13 protein-coding genes and 1 other RNA gene are annotated in these 15,050 nt (G+C 64.7%); 4 read left to right on the plus strand and 10 right to left on the minus strand.

Features of this window, described 5'->3' with window-relative positions; genetic code table 11:
* Window positions 1–486 precede the first annotated feature (486 nt).
* On the minus strand, window positions 487–1,047 hold the full coding sequence (locus DCO48_RS10610) for a recombinase family protein (protein ID WP_116550562.1): 561 nt from the start codon (window positions 1,045–1,047) through the stop codon (window positions 487–489).
* A gap of 415 nt (window positions 1,048–1,462) precedes the next feature.
* Between DCO48_RS10610 and DCO48_RS10615 the strand changes: the two genes are divergently transcribed.
* Window positions 1,463–1,846, plus strand: a complete 384-nt coding sequence (locus DCO48_RS10615; protein ID WP_116550563.1) for a hypothetical protein — start codon at window positions 1,463–1,465, stop codon at window positions 1,844–1,846.
* 258 nt (window positions 1,847–2,104) lie between these two features.
* Here DCO48_RS10615 and DCO48_RS10620 read toward each other — a convergent pair whose 3' ends face one another.
* Window positions 2,105–2,545 carry a hypothetical protein gene (locus DCO48_RS10620; RefSeq protein WP_116550564.1) on the minus strand — a complete coding sequence of 147 codons (441 nt, stop codon included), beginning with the start codon at window positions 2,543–2,545 and terminating at the stop codon, window positions 2,105–2,107.
* Between the two features lie 239 nt (window positions 2,546–2,784).
* Between DCO48_RS10620 and ffs the strand changes: the two genes are divergently transcribed.
* The 3 genes from ffs to DCO48_RS10635 all read left to right on the plus strand — a co-directional run bounded on the left by ffs (window position 2,785) and on the right by DCO48_RS10635 (window position 4,921).
* Window positions 2,785–2,881, plus strand: an RNA gene (gene ffs / locus DCO48_RS10625) — signal recognition particle sRNA small type.
* Between the two features lie 555 nt (window positions 2,882–3,436).
* On the plus strand, window positions 3,437–3,745 hold the full coding sequence (locus tag DCO48_RS10630) for a DUF3077 domain-containing protein (RefSeq protein ID WP_116550565.1): 309 nt from the start codon (window positions 3,437–3,439) through the stop codon (window positions 3,743–3,745).
* A 240-nt stretch (window positions 3,746–3,985) separates the two neighbouring features.
* Window positions 3,986–4,921: a DUF4434 domain-containing protein gene (locus DCO48_RS10635; protein WP_218276120.1), complete on the plus strand. Its 936-nt coding sequence runs from the start codon at window positions 3,986–3,988 to the stop codon at window positions 4,919–4,921.
* 70 nt (window positions 4,922–4,991) lie between these two features.
* On the opposite strand, the gene DCO48_RS10640 is transcribed toward DCO48_RS10635, so the two are convergent.
* The 8 genes from DCO48_RS10640 to DCO48_RS10675 are packed head-to-tail and all read right to left on the minus strand — an operon-like array spanning window position 4,992 to window position 15,046.
* Window positions 4,992–6,119 carry an acyl-CoA dehydrogenase family protein gene (locus DCO48_RS10640; protein WP_177410606.1) on the minus strand — a complete coding sequence of 376 codons (1,128 nt, stop codon included), beginning with the start codon at window positions 6,117–6,119 and terminating at the stop codon, window positions 4,992–4,994.
* Window positions 6,120–6,127: 8 nt separating this feature from the next.
* On the minus strand, window positions 6,128–6,790 hold the full coding sequence (locus tag DCO48_RS10645) for an alginate O-acetyltransferase AlgF (protein ID WP_116550568.1): 663 nt from the start codon (window positions 6,788–6,790) through the stop codon (window positions 6,128–6,130).
* Complete coding sequence (locus DCO48_RS10650) at window positions 6,787–8,259, minus strand: AMP-binding protein (RefSeq protein ID WP_116550569.1); 1,473 nt, start codon at window positions 8,257–8,259, stop codon at window positions 6,787–6,789. Before DCO48_RS10650 ends, DCO48_RS10645 begins: the two co-directional genes overlap by 4 nt.
* A 16-nt stretch (window positions 8,260–8,275) precedes the next feature.
* Window positions 8,276–8,515, minus strand: coding sequence for an acyl carrier protein (locus DCO48_RS10655; protein ID WP_116550570.1), 240 nt, complete (start codon window positions 8,513–8,515; stop codon window positions 8,276–8,278).
* A gap of 19 nt (window positions 8,516–8,534) precedes the next feature.
* Window positions 8,535–10,115: an MBOAT family protein gene (locus tag DCO48_RS10660; protein ID WP_116550571.1), complete on the minus strand. Its 1,581-nt coding sequence runs from the start codon at window positions 10,113–10,115 to the stop codon at window positions 8,535–8,537.
* The gene (locus DCO48_RS10665; RefSeq protein ID WP_116550572.1) at window positions 10,105–11,226 is read right to left on the minus strand and encodes a cell division protein FtsQ; all 1,122 of its coding nucleotides are present in this window, start codon (window positions 11,224–11,226) and stop codon (window positions 10,105–10,107) included. The genes DCO48_RS10660 and DCO48_RS10665 overlap by 11 nt, the downstream gene beginning before the upstream one ends.
* 3 nt (window positions 11,227–11,229) lie before the next feature.
* Window positions 11,230–12,225 (minus strand): twin-arginine translocation pathway signal, encoded by a 996-nt coding sequence (locus DCO48_RS10670; protein ID WP_177410607.1) that lies wholly within the window; start codon window positions 12,223–12,225, stop codon window positions 11,230–11,232.
* A gap of 22 nt (window positions 12,226–12,247) precedes the next feature.
* Complete coding sequence (locus tag DCO48_RS10675; RefSeq protein ID WP_116550574.1) at window positions 12,248–15,046, minus strand: hypothetical protein; 2,799 nt, start codon at window positions 15,044–15,046, stop codon at window positions 12,248–12,250.
* Window positions 15,047–15,050 lie beyond the last annotated feature (4 nt).

Consider the following 15,050-nt stretch of genomic DNA (forward strand, 5'->3'; position numbering starts at 1 on the left):
TCATCGGTGTAGTTACGGCGAGTACTTGGGTACATGGCAACCTCCAAGAGAGCGACTTAAGTATCGCTTCTTGGCGTCCGTTGTCACGGGACAGGCCCAGTATTCCTTGGTGATAGAAAAATGAGGTTGCCCCGCCAGGATTAGTCCGGGCAGGGTCGGGGTTCACTAAATGTGGAAGCTTGCAGGGAGGCCAGTAGCCCAGGGTGGTCGTGGGAGTACTCGGGTAAGGCCTCGGGCTAGCGAGGTAACGTCGGCAACGTGGGCTCGACGGTGGTTTCTGCTAGGACTGGCCCCAATTCGACGAAATCGCCTGCAGCCCAGGAACGGCGTGGCCTGTAGCTTAGCGGGTCATGGTGCTTGAGGCGCTGTTGGTCCACCCACGACAAAGACCCGGATATGCGCTGGACACCTTGGGGGCCGTGTTCATGCCCTGAGCCTGTCCAGATTGCGGCTCGCGGTATCGTAGTTGGGGTTACGTGGTCGTCGTCAGGCTAGTGTCTCGGCGGCCTTCCTTGTTCTGAAGACGGTTGCGCGGTCTATGCCTAGGCGCCGTCCAATCTCGGTGTCCCCCAGACCCTCGGCCTTCATCGTCAGTATCTGTTCCAGCAACGGCTGTCCCTTCGGCTTGCGTCCCTTGTACTTGCCCTCGCGCTTGGCCTTGTCGATGCCCTCGCGCTGACGCTCCAGCATCATCTCCCGTTCGAACTGAGCAACAGACCCAAGGACATTGAGCATGAGGCGTCCGCCTGCCGTGGTGGAGTCGATGCCCATACCGAGGATGTTCAGCCCCGCGCCGATGTTGTCTAGGTGCTTCAGTATCTCGCCAAGGTGGTGGACGCTCCGAGCTAGGCGGTCCAACTTCGTTACGACCAGGACGTCTCCAGGGCGTATATCGGTCAGCATCCGCTCCAGCTCGGGACGAGCCGCGACGGACGAGACCTGTTCCTTGTAGATGCGTTCAGCTCCCGCTGCAGTCAGCTCCCTTTCCTGGGCTTCAAAGCCTGCCACTTGGTCCAGTGTTGAGGTGCGTGCATAGCCGATTCGCATGTGATGGTCTCCGTTATCTGCAGTGTTGCATTGAAGTCTAAAGATGTTTTAAGGCTACCGTTGCAAAATATCAAAGTCAATTCTTATGCAACGATTCCTGCAACACTTCCTATCGTTGCGTTGGGGCAAGGTCCATTGCAGCACTCATTGCCTCTACAGAAACTTCAGGTCCGTTGAGCCGTCGGTATCTCCTGATTGCGAGTCGAAGGGGGCCGGGTAGTGGCTTTTTCAAGAACGTAAAGGGGGAGGGGGGATAAAGACGCGCGCCTATACATATAAAGTCGCACAGATTTTTTTGGATAAATTGTCCGCTGTATAGGGGGGATGAGCCTGGAAATGCCAGTGGGTGCTCCGCCCCGGCGTGCCTTCGTGTAACATCTCGATTCATTACATCATCAAGCATGGAAGACAAGTGATGATTAAAAAGCTGTTGATCGCTTCGCTGTTGTTGTCTGCAACCCAACAGGCTAACGCATTTCTCTCAACCGAATCGGTTCTTGATTGGGACGAAAAGGGGGGATCCCAGGCTTCGATGGCGCGGCTGTATCTTGGTGGTATTGCTGAAGGGTTCTGGATTTCGTCGATGGCTGGGAAAGATCGGAAAAGAGCCACGATTTGCTTCCCCGAGAGTCAAGACCTTCAGACCGAAGAGTTGCGGCTGATGGCCATGCTGTCGCTAAAAAAGGCGTTAAATAAACTGGATACTGACGAGCTAAAGGAGCAGAAGCGTTTACTTCTAGAAAATCCGGTGTCGATGAGCTTGCAACTGGTTTGGCAAGAAGAATTTCCTTGCAGTTGAGTGCTGCACCAGCGGCTGGCCTAGTCCTCTGATGCGAGACCAAAGCTTCGGTGGTACTCCAGATAAATACGCTGTCGCTTCGGTTCATCTGGAGATGTGGTAAATGTCGGGCTTTGTTGGTTTCCACTGGGATAAAGAGGCGGGCTCCGTTGGCTCGAATCGTATGACACTTGCCCGACAGCTCATGGTTTCGCCTCAATCAGGCATGATTTTCCTGATGTTCCAGAAGGGTAATCGAAAACTAAGTGGCGCAGAGGGCTAGCGTAAGTGCTTCAAGACCTCCTCGACCGACGCTAGCATGTTATTGCTTTCCCCCAGTCGGGTGAATCCCAGCTTGGTGCCAAAAGCTTTAGCATCGAGGTTCGCTTGTTCAATGCAGATGTGGGTGTAGGGGAGGCTAGGGGCCACGCCAGTTAGAAACTGCATCAGGTCCTTGCCGTAGCCCCTGCGTTTCTGTGTGAAGCCAATCCGTGAAACTACTAGTGTATTGCTTTCCCAGTCTAGGGCGGAGGGCGGAGTGACGCGGAAGTACAGGTCGTACTTGGCCGTTTTTGCACAGACTGTACAAGGAGATATTCCAAGGGTTACTGCAGGTCGCTTGTAGCTGAATGCTTCTTTCAGATACTCCGTTAGGAGCACAGCGAAGGTGTGGGTCCGATCTTCGGCCTTCAGCATGTCTTCTGTGGTGTGCATGGGCATACCTAGGTGTCCATTGTTGATATAGACCGTTGTACCAATTAGTGCCCTGGCTTGTCTCTCAAGTGGTACAAAAGGGGGGCAAAAAGGTGATACAAGAAGCCTTGCAAGGATGCACGGGTAGTCGCGTACAATGAGTCAGTTTTCTATCTTCCGTGTGGAAAGTGAAAGGCCCGTACAGAAGCGGCAACGTCCTGCCAAAGGCTCTAAACCAGGCTTGATGAGCCGCGTAGTGGTGGCCCCATCGGTCCCCCCGCAACGATTACCCGTCAACCTGGTCAGGCCCGGAAGGGAGCAGCCATAGCGGGAACATCGTGTGCCGGGGTGTGGCTGGTGGGGTTGCCTCCATCTACTCTCCCGAATTTTATTTTCTCCAAGCGAGCAGTCGCCTGGCGATTTTTGCTGTCCGTAGGTTTTGTGTCGGGCAGCTCTGGCTCATCGCCGGCAACGTCGAGTCGTCGCACCGCGGCTCCCACAGGTGAATGCTGAGGCTGCACTTTAGATGACTGCTGGTGCCCCGCACCAGATCGCAGGCAAGCCAGCGCCTACACGAAGGTTTGGCTTACCTGCGGGAGCTGCCTTGCCAGCGATGAGGCCCGCCGGTCTGAAACGATTTCTGCCTTGAAGGTTCTGCTATGGGCCGTTACTCTGCCGCAGTCGCTGTCAATCCAGCGACCGGGTTTGGTAGCCCGGCAAATAATCAAGGCGCACAAGCGCCCCATCCAATGAGCTGGCGCTTTTTTTGTGCCTGCAAAATTGTGTTATGGCGGCTGTGCGTGGGGCGCCCCCGTGCGCGCCGGGTTCCTTGATTCCCGGTCTACCAACCTGCGTACAGCCGCCACCTATTCGTTTGGTAGCGATGTGTGGCGGCTCCACCAATCAAGGAGCTGCACAATGATAAAAATCGTTCCTGACCCACCCCTCGGCAATACCTTGCCCACCACTGCACACGCGACCTTTGGCTCCTGCTCTGGCAGCCATGCACCGCTGTTCGCCGTCAGAGAAGGCGTCGATATGGAGGATGCCCTGGTACACATCTCGGTGCTGGTCAAGGCAGCCTATGAAACTAATGTTCAAGCGTGTGAGAAGGCTGGCGATGAGCTTCGGGGCTTGCTTTGGGCGGGCCAGCACTCGCTGGAGATGGCCAAGGCGTTGACCGATGCAGTGCTGGATGGGGTTGAGGCGCGGCAGGTGAAACCGTAGTCGCCTGCCGTGGGGCCGCCGATGCGGCCCATCGCCGGCAACGTCGAGTCGTCGCACCGCGGTTCCCACAGGTGAAGTGCGGTGCCTTCTTGTGGGATGGCGGTCGCCGCCATAGCCATCGATCCCACCGCCGTGGCGAGGTAAGCTCCCCCCACCAGGATCAACTGCAATCGCCAAGGATATCCCCTGAACGCCACCCGCAATCGCCGCCAGTTCCTCCAGTTCGCCGCCAGTCTGCCCGTGCTGGCCGCTATCGCCAGCCTGCCCGGCTGCGCCCGGCAACCGCGCCTCGACGCCAGCTTCCTCCAGCTGTGGAAAAGCCACTTCCAGCTCACCCGCGAACAATGGCAGCAACGCATGCACGCCATGCGCGAGCTCGGCTGCAAGGAAGTCCTCCTGCAATGGGTCGGCCTGCACGGCGGCCGCGACCCCGACTGGCTGCTGCCCGATGCCGTCATGCAAACCCTCCTCGACAGCGCCGACCAGCAAGGCCTGCGCGTGCGCATCGGCCTGCCGTACGACAACAGCTGGTGGCAAGCCCTCGCCGCCAAGGACAGCGCCACCGAAGCCAGCTTTTTCGTCCGCTCCAGCGCCAGCGCCAGTCGCTACATGCGCGAAGCGCGCTGGTCGCAACACCGGCGCTTCGCCGGCTGGTACATCCCCTACGAACTCGAGCAGTACCACTGGGCCGAGCCGGCCCGCCAGCAGCGCCTGGCCACCTGGCTGGCCGGCCTGTCCGAGGTGTCGCAACAAGCCGGCCACGGCGTCCCGGCGATCTCCACCTATTTCAGTACCCTCGACACCCAGGGCTCGCTGGTGCAGCTCTGGCAAACCCTGCTCGACCGCACGCAACTGCGGCCCATGGTCCAGGACGGGGTCGGTGTGGCCGGCTGGCCGAACATCCAGGCCATCGAACCGCTGCTGCTCTACCTGCGCCAACGCCAGGCTACCTTCGATGTGATTGTCGAGCTGTTCGAGCAACTACCGTCGGAGAAAAACGACGGCAGCGATTTCAAGGCCCGCTCGGCCGACTTCGCCCGTGTGAAGCGCCAACTGGAATGGGCCGACACCACCGGCGCCGAGCAGGTGGTGGCCTTCGCGGTCGACCCTTGGGCCTTCGGTAGCGACCCGCAAACACAACGTCTGCGCCGCGAATGGCTGCGCGCGCGGAGCTGATCCAGCTGGTATTTCTAGCAGTAGCTGGAAGATTTGTCGGGGAGTAAGGCCGGCCCTTTTTTGCCGTTGCTCAAAGCGCCCGCCCGATGATCTCGCGCATGATTTCGCTGGTGCCGCCGAAAATCCGCAACGCCCGCGCATCGGCCCAGGCCCGGCCGATGCCGTATTCGCTGCTGTAGCCATAGCCGCCATACAGCTGCAGCAAATCGTCGAGAATCTGCCCCTGCATTTCGCTGGCATTGAGCTTGGCCATGGCCGCCACCACCGGGTCGAGCGTGCCGGCCATCAGCTGGCGCACGCAATCGTCGAGGAACACCCGCAGCATGTGCAGGCGCGCCTGTGCATCGGCCAAGGTGAAGCGGTTGCTCTGGTGATCGATTACCCGCTTGCCGAACACCTTGCGCTCGCGGGTGTAAGCCTTGGTCTGCTCCAGCATGCCTTCGGCCGACGCCGCCGCGCGCAAGGCAATTGCCAGGCGCTCGCGGGCCAGTTCGCGGCCCAGGTACTCGAAGCCGGCATTGGCTTCGCCCAGCAAGCAATCGACCGGCAGACGCACCTCGTCGAAGAACAGCTCGCAGGTGTCCTGCGCATGCTGGCCGATCTTGCGCAGCGCCGGGCCTTTGCTGAACCCGGGCAGCCCTTCCTCTACACAGAACAGCGACAGCCCGCGCGCGCCCAGCTCTGGTTCGGTGCTGGCGACCACAATCACCAGCCCGGCGTTGACGCCGTTGGTGATGAAGGTTTTCTGCCCGCTCAGCACATAGTGCTCGCCATCGCGTACCGCGCGGGTGCGGATGGCCTTGAGGTCGCTGCCGGCGCCAGGCTCGGTCATGGCGATGGCACCGATCAGCTCGCCGGCGGCCATTTTCGCTAGCCAGCGGTCTTTCTGCACGGTGCTGCCGAGGTTGAGCAGGTACGGCGCGACCATGTCGGAGTGAATCGAGAAACCGATACCCAGGCAGTTGGCGCGTGCCAGTTCCTCGATCACCACCACGGCATGCCCGAAGTCGCCATCGGCGCCATAGGGTGCCGGTAGCGCCGAGTTCAGCAGGCCCTGGGCGCCGGCTTCGCGCCACAGTGCGCGGGGGGTCACCCCAGCCGCTTCCCAGGCAGCGTAATGCGGCAGGATGCGCTCGTTGATGAAGCGCTGGACCTGGTCGCGGAACAGCAGGTGGTCGTCGCGGAAAATCGTGCGCATGGGCAGGCCTATGGGCGGTAAGCGTCGGTGCGGCTCAGCTCGCCGCGCAGCACCGGCTTGGCCGCACTGCCGGTGAGGAACAGCGAATAGTGGTCGCCTGGCTGCAACGGCGGCAGTTGCCAGGCCGGGCTCGTTGTTTCGCCGCAGCCTGCCGTCAGCAGCGCGCTGACCGGGTTGATCAGGCGCGCGTCGGTGTTGGCCGGGCCCACCGCTTCGAACAGCGTCGGCCCAGGCGCGGCCACCTGCAACGTGCCGGAAGGGCAGTCGCTAGCGAGGTTGTAGAAGCGCAACTCGGCCTTGAGACCGTCTTCGCCGCTGGCCACATCCTTGATCAGCAGCAGCTTGTCGGCGTGGGCGATCAGCGTGTTGAAGCTGTCCGGGGTTACGCTCAGCTCGCCAAGCAGCTTGCCGTTGACCTTGATCGAGAAGTGCTCGCCGCCCTTGACGATGGCGTAGCGGCTGGCCACATACGTGGGGCCCACCGTCTGCACGTCGGCGCTGGCGACCTGCACCTTGATCGGTGTGCTGGCCGGGTTCAGCACCCGGACGAACGCCGAGCCGGCCGGTGGCTTGGGCGCATACAGTTGCGCCAGCACGCCCTCGGCCTGGGCGCTGCCGCTCAGGCAGGCCCCCAGCAGCAGGACGGCGCGCAGGGTTGAGACAGGCTTCATGCGTTCTCCTTGGTCTTTTTCAGGCGGGCGTCCAGGTACAGCGCTTCAAGGCGCTTGCGGTCGACCTTGTCGGAAGCGCTGGTGGGGAACTGCCCACAGGCCAGCAACTGCGACGGAATCATGTAGGGCGGCAGGCGCTCTGCCAGCAGTTGCTTCCACTCGCCGAGCGCTGTCGGGAGCGCGCCGAGGGTGGCCGGCGCCAGTGTCTCGGGGGTTTCGACGAAGCCGATCATGCGCACCAGCGTGCCGTCCGGGCGGCGCAGGGCCACCGTGGCGGCGCCACGCACGCCCGGCAACGCGGCCAGCGCGGCATCCACTTCGCCCAGCTCGATGCGGTAGCCGTTGAGCTTGATCTGCTCGTCGCGCCGACCGTGGAAATACACCAGGCCCGCGCCATCGATGCTAACCAGGTCACCGCTGCGATAAGCGCGCTTGCCGTTGTGCAAGAACAGCCGTTGCGCATTCAGCTCGGGGCGGTTGAGGTAGCCGCGCATCACGTGGTCGCCGGCAATGCACAGCTCGCCATCTTCGACGAACAGCTCGGCATACGGCTTGGCCCGGCCAATCGACAGCGGCTGGCAACTGCTCTCCAGCGGCGGCAGGATTTCCACCCAGGTGGTCGAACAGGTGGCTTCGGTCGGGCCGTAGGAATTGATGATGCGTGCTGCCGGGAAGCGCTCCCAGAGCTGTTCGGCCAATTGCGTGGTCAGCGCTTCGGCGCCGAACACGAACACCTGCAGGTGCGGCAGGTGGCTGGCATCGAACGCGTCGTTGAGCAGTTGCTGACGGACGAACGCCGGGGTCGAGGCCCACACCTGCACGCGGCTGTCGGCGAGGTAGTCGACGAAGGCCTGCGGCGCGGCGATGGTCTCGCGCGGGCACAGCACGCACTGGCCGCCGAGGGCCAGCGCGCCGCACAGGTCGAACAGCGAGAAGTCAAAGCTGAACAGCATCTGGTTCATGAACACCGGGCGTTCGCCCAGGCCCAGGCAGTCGCGAATCCAGCCGGCGAACAGCGCCACGCTGTCGCGGCCGATCTGCACGCCCTTGGGCTCGCCGGTGCTGCCGGAGGTGAACATGATGTAGGCCAGGCCCACTTCGGCCAGCGTCACCGCCTGGGTGCCGGTGGCCTCGAAGGTGTCGACGGCAGCGTCGTAGCAGTACCCCGCGCCGACCTGCTTGAGGGTGCGTTGCAGGCGCTGCGGCGGGTTGATGGTATCGACCGGCACGTAGGCCACCCCCAGCTCCAGGCAACCCAGCATCGCCACCACGAATTCGACCTGTTTGTGCCCGCTGAGCACCAGCGCGGTGCCGGCGCTAACCCCGGCGGCCAGCGCACGGGCCTGCCACGCAGCCGTTTCGGCGCGCAGCTCGGCCCAGCTCAGCTGGCGCCGGGCATCGCGCAGGGCCGGCGCCTCGGCGGCGTGGTCGAGGTCGGCGAAGGTGCAGCGGTCGAAGTCGAAATACATGGGCGTTCTCTCAGCGTCAGAGCGTTCTGTGCGCCGCGACGTAGGCGGTCAGCGTGTTCAGCGATTCCAGGTGTTCGTCGATCTCGGTGGCCGGGAACCGGCAGCCGAAGGTCCTTTTCACCGCCAGGACGACGTCCACGGCGGTCAACGAGTCGATCAGGCCGGACTCGATCAGCAGGTCGTCGGCGCCGACCGAGGTCTGGATGACGTCTTCGATGATGCTTGCCAGCTGGGCTTGGATGGCTTCATTGCTCACGGTGATTGCTCCAAAAAAGTTAGAACTGGAAGTACAGGAAGCGCGCTTCCTTGTGCAGGTTCATCAGGCACAGCAGCAACAGCAGCACCATGATCCCCAGCCATTTGAGGTTCGGCGCCCAGCGCAGCAAGGCCGGGCCGGTCAATTGCGCGCGCGCCAGTGCCGGGGAAAACGCGCCCATGATCTGGTGCGAGTTCGGTAGGCACCAGGCCACGGCCAGTAGCGCCAGCACGTGGAAGGCTTGCAGGTGGCGACCCATGAACAGCCGCCAGGCATCGCCCCAGGCAATATCGGCCGGGTAGATTACCCCAGGCAGCGGGCCGATGCCGCGCAGGCCGAACATGCCTTCGACCAGCAGCAGCGCGTCATGGCTGTTTTCGGCACGGAAGAATGCCTGGGCGACGATCACCGCAGCGAACGTCAGCAGCACGTAGCCGGCCTTTTTCAGGCGTGTTGGCGGGCGCTTGGCGCCGGGTGTGCGGCCGACCACGAAGATCCGCCAGGCGTGGTTGATCGACAGGTAGGCGGCGTGCAACAGGCCGAAGATCAGGAACTGCAAACCGGCCCCGTGCCAGATCCCGGCCAGGCCCATGGTGAAGGCGGTCGGCAGGACGATGGTGGCGGCAAAGCCGCCCGGGCTCGACACGCCCTGGGTACCCACCGGCATGTTGCGCTTGCTGCGGAAGTTCGACACCGCCATGGCCACCGGGTAATACAGGTAGGCGGTCAGGTAGCGGGTCAGGGTCATGTGCCAACGCGCCCAGAAGTCGATGATGCTGCTGGCCTTGTACGGCGAGTTGAAGTTCAGCGGGAAGCGGATGCCGAACATTTTCGCCAGGCCCAGGGCCATGTCCGAATAGCCGGAGAAGTCGAAGTACAGTTGCAGCGCATAGGCGATGCCGGTGCCCCAGGCGGCCCAGAACTGCAACGCGCCCGGCTCGGCAAAACCGGCGTCGGCGTAGGGCGCTATCGGGTCGGCCAGCAGCACCTTCTTGGCCAGGCCGATGACGAACAGCATGCCGCCGACGCTGAGGTTTTCTGCGCGCAAGCGATAGCTGTCGCGCTGGGCGAACTGCGGCATCATTTCCTTGTGGTGCAGGATTGGCCCGGCGATCAGGTGCGGGAAGAAGGTCACGAACAGCACATAGCTGAGCAGGCTGCGTTCCTTGACGATGCCGGCGCGGCAGTCGAGCAGGAAACCGATCTGGGTGAAGGTGAAGAACGAAATCCCCAGCGGCAGGATGATGTCGTCGAGCCGGCCACTGCCCAGGCCCCAGTCGTGGGCGAAGTTGACCAGGGTGACGAAGTATTTGTAGTGGAACAGCAATGCCAGGTCGGCCGCCACGCCCAGGCCGGTGACCAGCAGTTGCAGGCGGGCGCGTCCGGACAGACTGAGGATGATCTGGCTGATCAGGTAGTTGAAGGCAATCGAACCGATCAGCAGCAGCACGAACTGCGGGTTCCACCAGCCGTAGAACAGCAGCGAGGTGAAGCACAGCCAGACTGCGGCCAGGCGCAGGCTGACGGCGCCGATCAGGTAGTGCGCAGCCAGGGTCAGCGGCAGGAACAACAGCAGGAACAGGTAGGAGTTAAAGAGCATGGTCGGCCGCTCCTGGCGCTAGGGTGGCGAGCACCGCTTGTTCGTCGGCAGTCAGCGGCAGCGACAGGGCCATTTCGGAAAACTCCCAGATCACCAGCTTGAGCGTGGACGGCCAGCGCTCGCGTTTTTTCAGGGCGGCGAGCAGGGCACCGGCGAACTGGCCACCGTCCAGGCTCTGGTTCCAGACCTGGCGCCCGAGGTTGCGCCCCAGGCGTTCGGCGAATTCGCTGCGCCGGCCGTTCGAGCTGCCGACCAGCAGCACTTCTACCGCTGGGGTGGCGTCGAGCAGGCCGCCGCTGCGCCGCGCGTCGATGTGTACCGGTTGTTCGCTGTCGAGTGCCGGGCGCCAGCCGGCCGGCGCCTGTTCGAGGCCGGCCAGGCTGATCAGGTCGCCCATGCGCGGCCGGGCCGGGCCCGGCGCGCTGCTGTCGAATGCCTGGTTGCCACGGCTGCCGAGCAAGCGCAGCGCGCTGGCTGCGACGGCATCGGCGGCGGCCTGGGCGCCAACGGCGGTCATGTGCACGTCGGTGTGGAAGAAGCGCGGCGCCGCACCTTCGGCCAGTGCCGGATAGAGATCGGTATAAGGCACCTCGGCCTGGCGCAGGGCGCTTTGCCAATGCGTCAGGCGCTGGTCGAGCAGGCGGCTCTGTTGCAGGCCGCACAACGCCTCGCGCTGTACCCGGGCCTTGTCTGGCACGGCGACCAGCAGCACCTGCAAGCCCTGCGCGCGCAACGTGTCGACCCAGTGCCGCATCAGTCGCAGCCGCGCCTCGTAGGCGCCGTGCACACCTGGCTGGGCGCGCAGGCCGTCGCGGTAGAACAGCCAGCCTGGGCAGCCCTGGGCCACTTGCGCGCCGAGGTCGCCGAGCAGGCGGTAGCGCAACGCGGCGTTCAGCGTATCGGTGCTGGCTTGCAGTGGCGGTTGCAGGGCGCGGTCGAGCAGTTTGCCGGCGCTGCCGTCGAGCCACGCCGCCGGGGTCAGCTGCTGCGCCTCCAGCTTGCCGCGCAGCAGCAGCCACATGCCGCAACCCTGGGCGAGCAGCAACAGGACGATCACCGCGGCGGCATAGCGGCGGTGCGACGGGCTCGGCGGTTTCTCGACGTCAGCCATGGATCATTGTCCGCTGGCCGCGCGCAGCCGCGCACGCCAGGCGTCGGCGCTGATGATCGAGGCGTTGTCCCACAGGCCAGTGGCTTGCGGGCCCTGGGCGTAGGTCGGTTCGAACATCTGCCACACCAGCACCTGCGGCGGGTTCCGTTTGAACTCGGCCGACTCCAGGTATTCGAGCAGCATGACCCACTGGCCAACGTTGCCCGGTTTCCAGTTCACCGACACCGGCCGGTCGAGCGCGTTGGAGAGTTTCTGTGGGTAGCCGAAGTACGGCTGAACCATGCTGTGGCCGGTCACATGCACCGGCGCCGGGGCGGCGTCGAGCAGGCCGCCGGCAGCCGCCTGGCGGCGTACGGTGAAGGTTTCGCGGCCGGTCTGCTTGCGCTGCTCGGGGGTAAGGAAGCGCTCGGCCAGGTCGCCGAAGCGGCGCTCCTTGAACTCGCTGCCCAGGGCCATGCCGCTGCCGGCGCTGCCATTCAGCTGCGCCACGTCGCGCTTGATCTGCGCGGCGGTGGCCACGGCCGTGGCGTCGGCGGCGGCCTGGGTCCAGTGCTGGTCGGTGCGGTAGAACACCTCCTGGCCGGCCTGTTTCAGCTGGCCGAGCACGGCGGCGGCGTCGAACGCCGGGATGCCCGCCTTGTGCAGTGCGGCGAGGATACTCTGGTAGCGCTGCTGCACCTGCGGGCTGAGGCTTTTGCCGGCGGGCAGCTTGTCCTGATAGAACCGCGTCTTGTCCGGCAGCACCAGCACGTGCAACTGCACGTGGCGTGCGGCGAGGGCCTGCTGGGCGTCCTTGATCAGCTGAGTGGAGCTGTCGATGCCGCGGCTATCGACCTCGGTCAGGCTGCCCCAGCCAGGGAACAGCCAGCCGTCGTTGCCACGCAGCACAATCGACGAGTCGTCGGCGTGCGCACTGGCCAGCGACAGGCCCAGCGTGGCGGCCAGCAGGGTCGTGCCCAGGCGCTTGGCGGCCGGGGCGAACAGGTGCGACAGGGTCATGGCAAACATCCTTATCGGGGCGCTAGTACGACAGCGTCAGGTTCATGAACAGGCCCTTGGCTCGCTCGGTGGCGCCACCGCCAATCGCGAAGCGGTATTGCATCGACCAGTCGAGGTAGGAGCGTGGGGTGTTGTAGTGGTCTTCGCGGAACCAGTAGCGCAGGTTCACGCCGGGGCCGGCGCCCATCGACCAAGTGCTGGCATCGCGGGTCAGCGACCACGCGTCGATACCGCTCAGGTCGATCAAATCGGTCTGGGCGAAATTGAGATCGCTCGCGCGGTCTTTCTGCCGGATCCAGTCGACGGCGCCGACCAGGTATGGATAGACGACCAGGTTGGGGCTCAGCGCATCAAGGCGCACACTGCGGCCCACCCGCAGTTCGCTGCTGACGAAGGTCTGCTGGCGTTTCAGCCGGCCGTTGGACTCGGCCAGTTCGCGAGTCGGTTTGCTACCGTTGACGTCGTAGGCACTAAAGCGCGCAGCGTTGTCTTCCCAGGCGTAGCCGAGCTGGGCATAGCCTTCCATGGTGAACCAGCTGGTTTCGTCGCGGCGCAGCTCGGTGCCCTGGTAGAAACCGTAGGTGATGTACGACAGCCAGCCGCCGGCACTGCCGCCCAGTTTGTAGCGGGTGAGCAGGCCGTTGATGTCTGGGTCGTTGCTGGCGTTGGCGGCCTGGATGCGTTGCTGGATCACGCACTGGTCGTCACGCGAGGCAGGGTAAACCGTGCCCTCGCGGGTAGCCGAACCGAGGAAGAAGCGCCGTTCGAGACCGACGGTGAAGCCGGTGTCGGAGAGCATGTAGCGCACCCCCAGCGAGCCGATGGTGCTGGGTACGCCGGTCACCGAGCTGGCGCCGTTGGTGCGTTCATCCTTGCTGCGGTTGTCGCTGCTGGAGGCGCCGCTGCACGGGTCGATGACGTTCTGCGATTCGAACTTGCCGCCCTCGTCGTACAGCGTGTTGGTCAGCCGGCCATACACTTCGAGCATGCCGTGCCGGTTGTTCAGCTGGGTCGGCCGCCAGTACAGCTCGTTGGTGCTGAACACGGCATCGCCCGAGGTGCTCAGGCCGGCGCCTGCGACGGTCGTGGTCGGTCGCGAGCCCCGAAAGCCCATGGCTGCGGTTGCCCCCCATTCGCGGTCCAGGCCGGCAATCGCATTGCGGGTGTTGTAGCGCTGCGCGGCGTCCAGCTTAAGGGTGCCGGCATCGTCCATGTCGATGGCGTGCTTGAGCTGGCGCACGGCGCCGGGGTTGTCGCCCATGGCCGAGGTGGCATAGGCCTCGTCGAGGATCGCTGTCGGCGGCGCATTGCGCGTGCGTCGCGCGGCGCGGAAGTCTTCCCGGGCGCGGGCCGGCTGGCCAGTGCGTTGGCGCAGGTAGCCACGCTGCATGAGCAGGTTGGCATCGTTCGGCGCGCGTGCGATGGCATCGCTCAAGCGCTGCTCGGCCTCGGCGGCCTGGCGGCTGTCGCCGGCGGCCAGCGCAGTGGTCAGCAGGCGCTGCATCTCGACACTGTCCGGGGCCTGGGCCACGGCCAGGCGCGCCTGGCGAATGGCTTCCGGGTAGTCCGCACGCGCATAGGCGGCATACGCCTCGGTGGCCGGGCCGGCCGGGCCGATGGCGCTGTCGGCGGGCAGCAATTCGCACTGGGTGCCGTAGGGCGTGTCCTGGCAGGACTGCTGCGGCGCCGGGTAGCTGGCGAGGGTCAGCGCAGTGCTCGGCTTGCGCGCGTTCTTCACGGCGGCGCGGCGCTTGAGCACCGCTGCGTCGGCCGCGTCCATGCTCGCCAGCAGCTCATCGGCGCGGGTTTTGTCGGCGCGCACCACGGCGGCGTCGATGGCGATCAGGCGCACGTTGCGCAGTTGCTCTTCGTCGAGCCAGTCCTGGCTCAGGGCCTGGTCGAAGTCGGCGCGGGCAGCGTCGCTGTTGCCCTGGAGCTGGCGCAGGTAGCCGCGCATCACCCACATCACGGTGCTTTCGTCGTCCTGCTCCAGCGCCGCGCTGGCGGCCTGTTCGGCAGCGCCCGGTTGCTGGTCGAGCAGCAGCGCGGTCACCAGCAGCAGGCGATGGCTGGCGATGTCCGGTGCCAGGTGCACGGCCTCGGCGGCCAGCGGCACGGCCTCGCCGGGACGGTTGCCGATCAGCGCCTGATAGGCCTGCTCGGCCGGGCGTACGGCCATGCGCCGCTTCAGCGTTTGGCGGCGCGCGTCGAGGTCGTTGGCGTTCGGCGCGCCGAGGGCAATCGCCGTGCCGGCTGCGCGTTCGGCCTCCGCCCATTTCTGCTGAGCTTCCAGCGCGTCGAGCCAGAGCAGCGCCCACGGCCCTTGGCTGGGGTCGATGCGTAGCGCTTGTGCCGCGTCGCGCGCGGCACCTGGCATGTCGCCGGCGTTGTACGCCGCGTAGGCCTTGGTTGCCAGCGGGAAGGCGCGCTGATAGGCCGCCGACGGCGCCGCGCCGCTGGCCGCCCCCGGGGTGCTTTGCAGGTTGGTCACGGCGGCGCGCAAGCCTGGATCCTCGACCCCGCGCTTGAGGGCGGCCTGGGCGGCCTGGCGTGCTTCGCCGGCGCGGCCAAGCTTCTGCAGGGTGTAGACCTTGAGCAGGTTCAGCCGGGCCACCTCCGGGCGCAGTTGCAGCGCCGCGTTGACCTGGCTGAGGGCGTCGCGGTAACGACCCTTCTGGTAGCTGCGATAAGCCAGGTCCGCCTGCTGCCAGGCGACGCCTTCCAGTGCGGCTTCGGCGGCCAGGACCGGCGCCGGCATCAGCAGCGTGGCGCTGCAGCACAGGGCGGTGCTCAGCAGCAGGGCGTGGGTAATCGGCGTCATGACA

This window comes from Pseudomonas sp. SDI, assembly GCF_003105155.1.
Classification (GTDB): Bacteria; Pseudomonadota; Gammaproteobacteria; order Pseudomonadales; family Pseudomonadaceae; genus Aquipseudomonas.

Coding starts and splice junctions, on each gene's coding strand:
- DCO48_RS10610 (WP_116550562.1), bottom strand. CDS start 1,047: ATGCGAATCGGCTATGCACGCACCTCAACACTGGACCAAGTGGCAGGC.
- DCO48_RS10615 (WP_116550563.1), top strand. CDS start 1,463: ATGATTAAAAAGCTGTTGATCGCTTCGCTGTTGTTGTCTGCAACCCAA.
- DCO48_RS10620 (WP_116550564.1), bottom strand. CDS start 2,545: ATGCCCATGCACACCACAGAAGACATGCTGAAGGCCGAAGATCGGACC.
- DCO48_RS10630 (WP_116550565.1), top strand. CDS start 3,437: ATGATAAAAATCGTTCCTGACCCACCCCTCGGCAATACCTTGCCCACC.
- DCO48_RS10640 (WP_177410606.1), bottom strand. CDS start 6,119: ATGCGCACGATTTTCCGCGACGACCACCTGCTGTTCCGCGACCAGGTC.
- DCO48_RS10645 (WP_116550568.1), bottom strand. CDS start 6,790: ATGAAGCCTGTCTCAACCCTGCGCGCCGTCCTGCTGCTGGGGGCCTGC.
- DCO48_RS10650 (WP_116550569.1), bottom strand. CDS start 8,259: ATGTATTTCGACTTCGACCGCTGCACCTTCGCCGACCTCGACCACGCC.
- DCO48_RS10660 (WP_116550571.1), bottom strand. CDS start 10,115: ATGCTCTTTAACTCCTACCTGTTCCTGCTGTTGTTCCTGCCGCTGACC.
- DCO48_RS10665 (WP_116550572.1), bottom strand. CDS start 11,226: ATGGCTGACGTCGAGAAACCGCCGAGCCCGTCGCACCGCCGCTATGCC.
- DCO48_RS10670 (WP_177410607.1), bottom strand. CDS start 12,225: ATGACCCTGTCGCACCTGTTCGCCCCGGCCGCCAAGCGCCTGGGCACG.
- DCO48_RS10675 (WP_116550574.1), bottom strand. CDS start 15,046: ATGACGCCGATTACCCACGCCCTGCTGCTGAGCACCGCCCTGTGCTGC.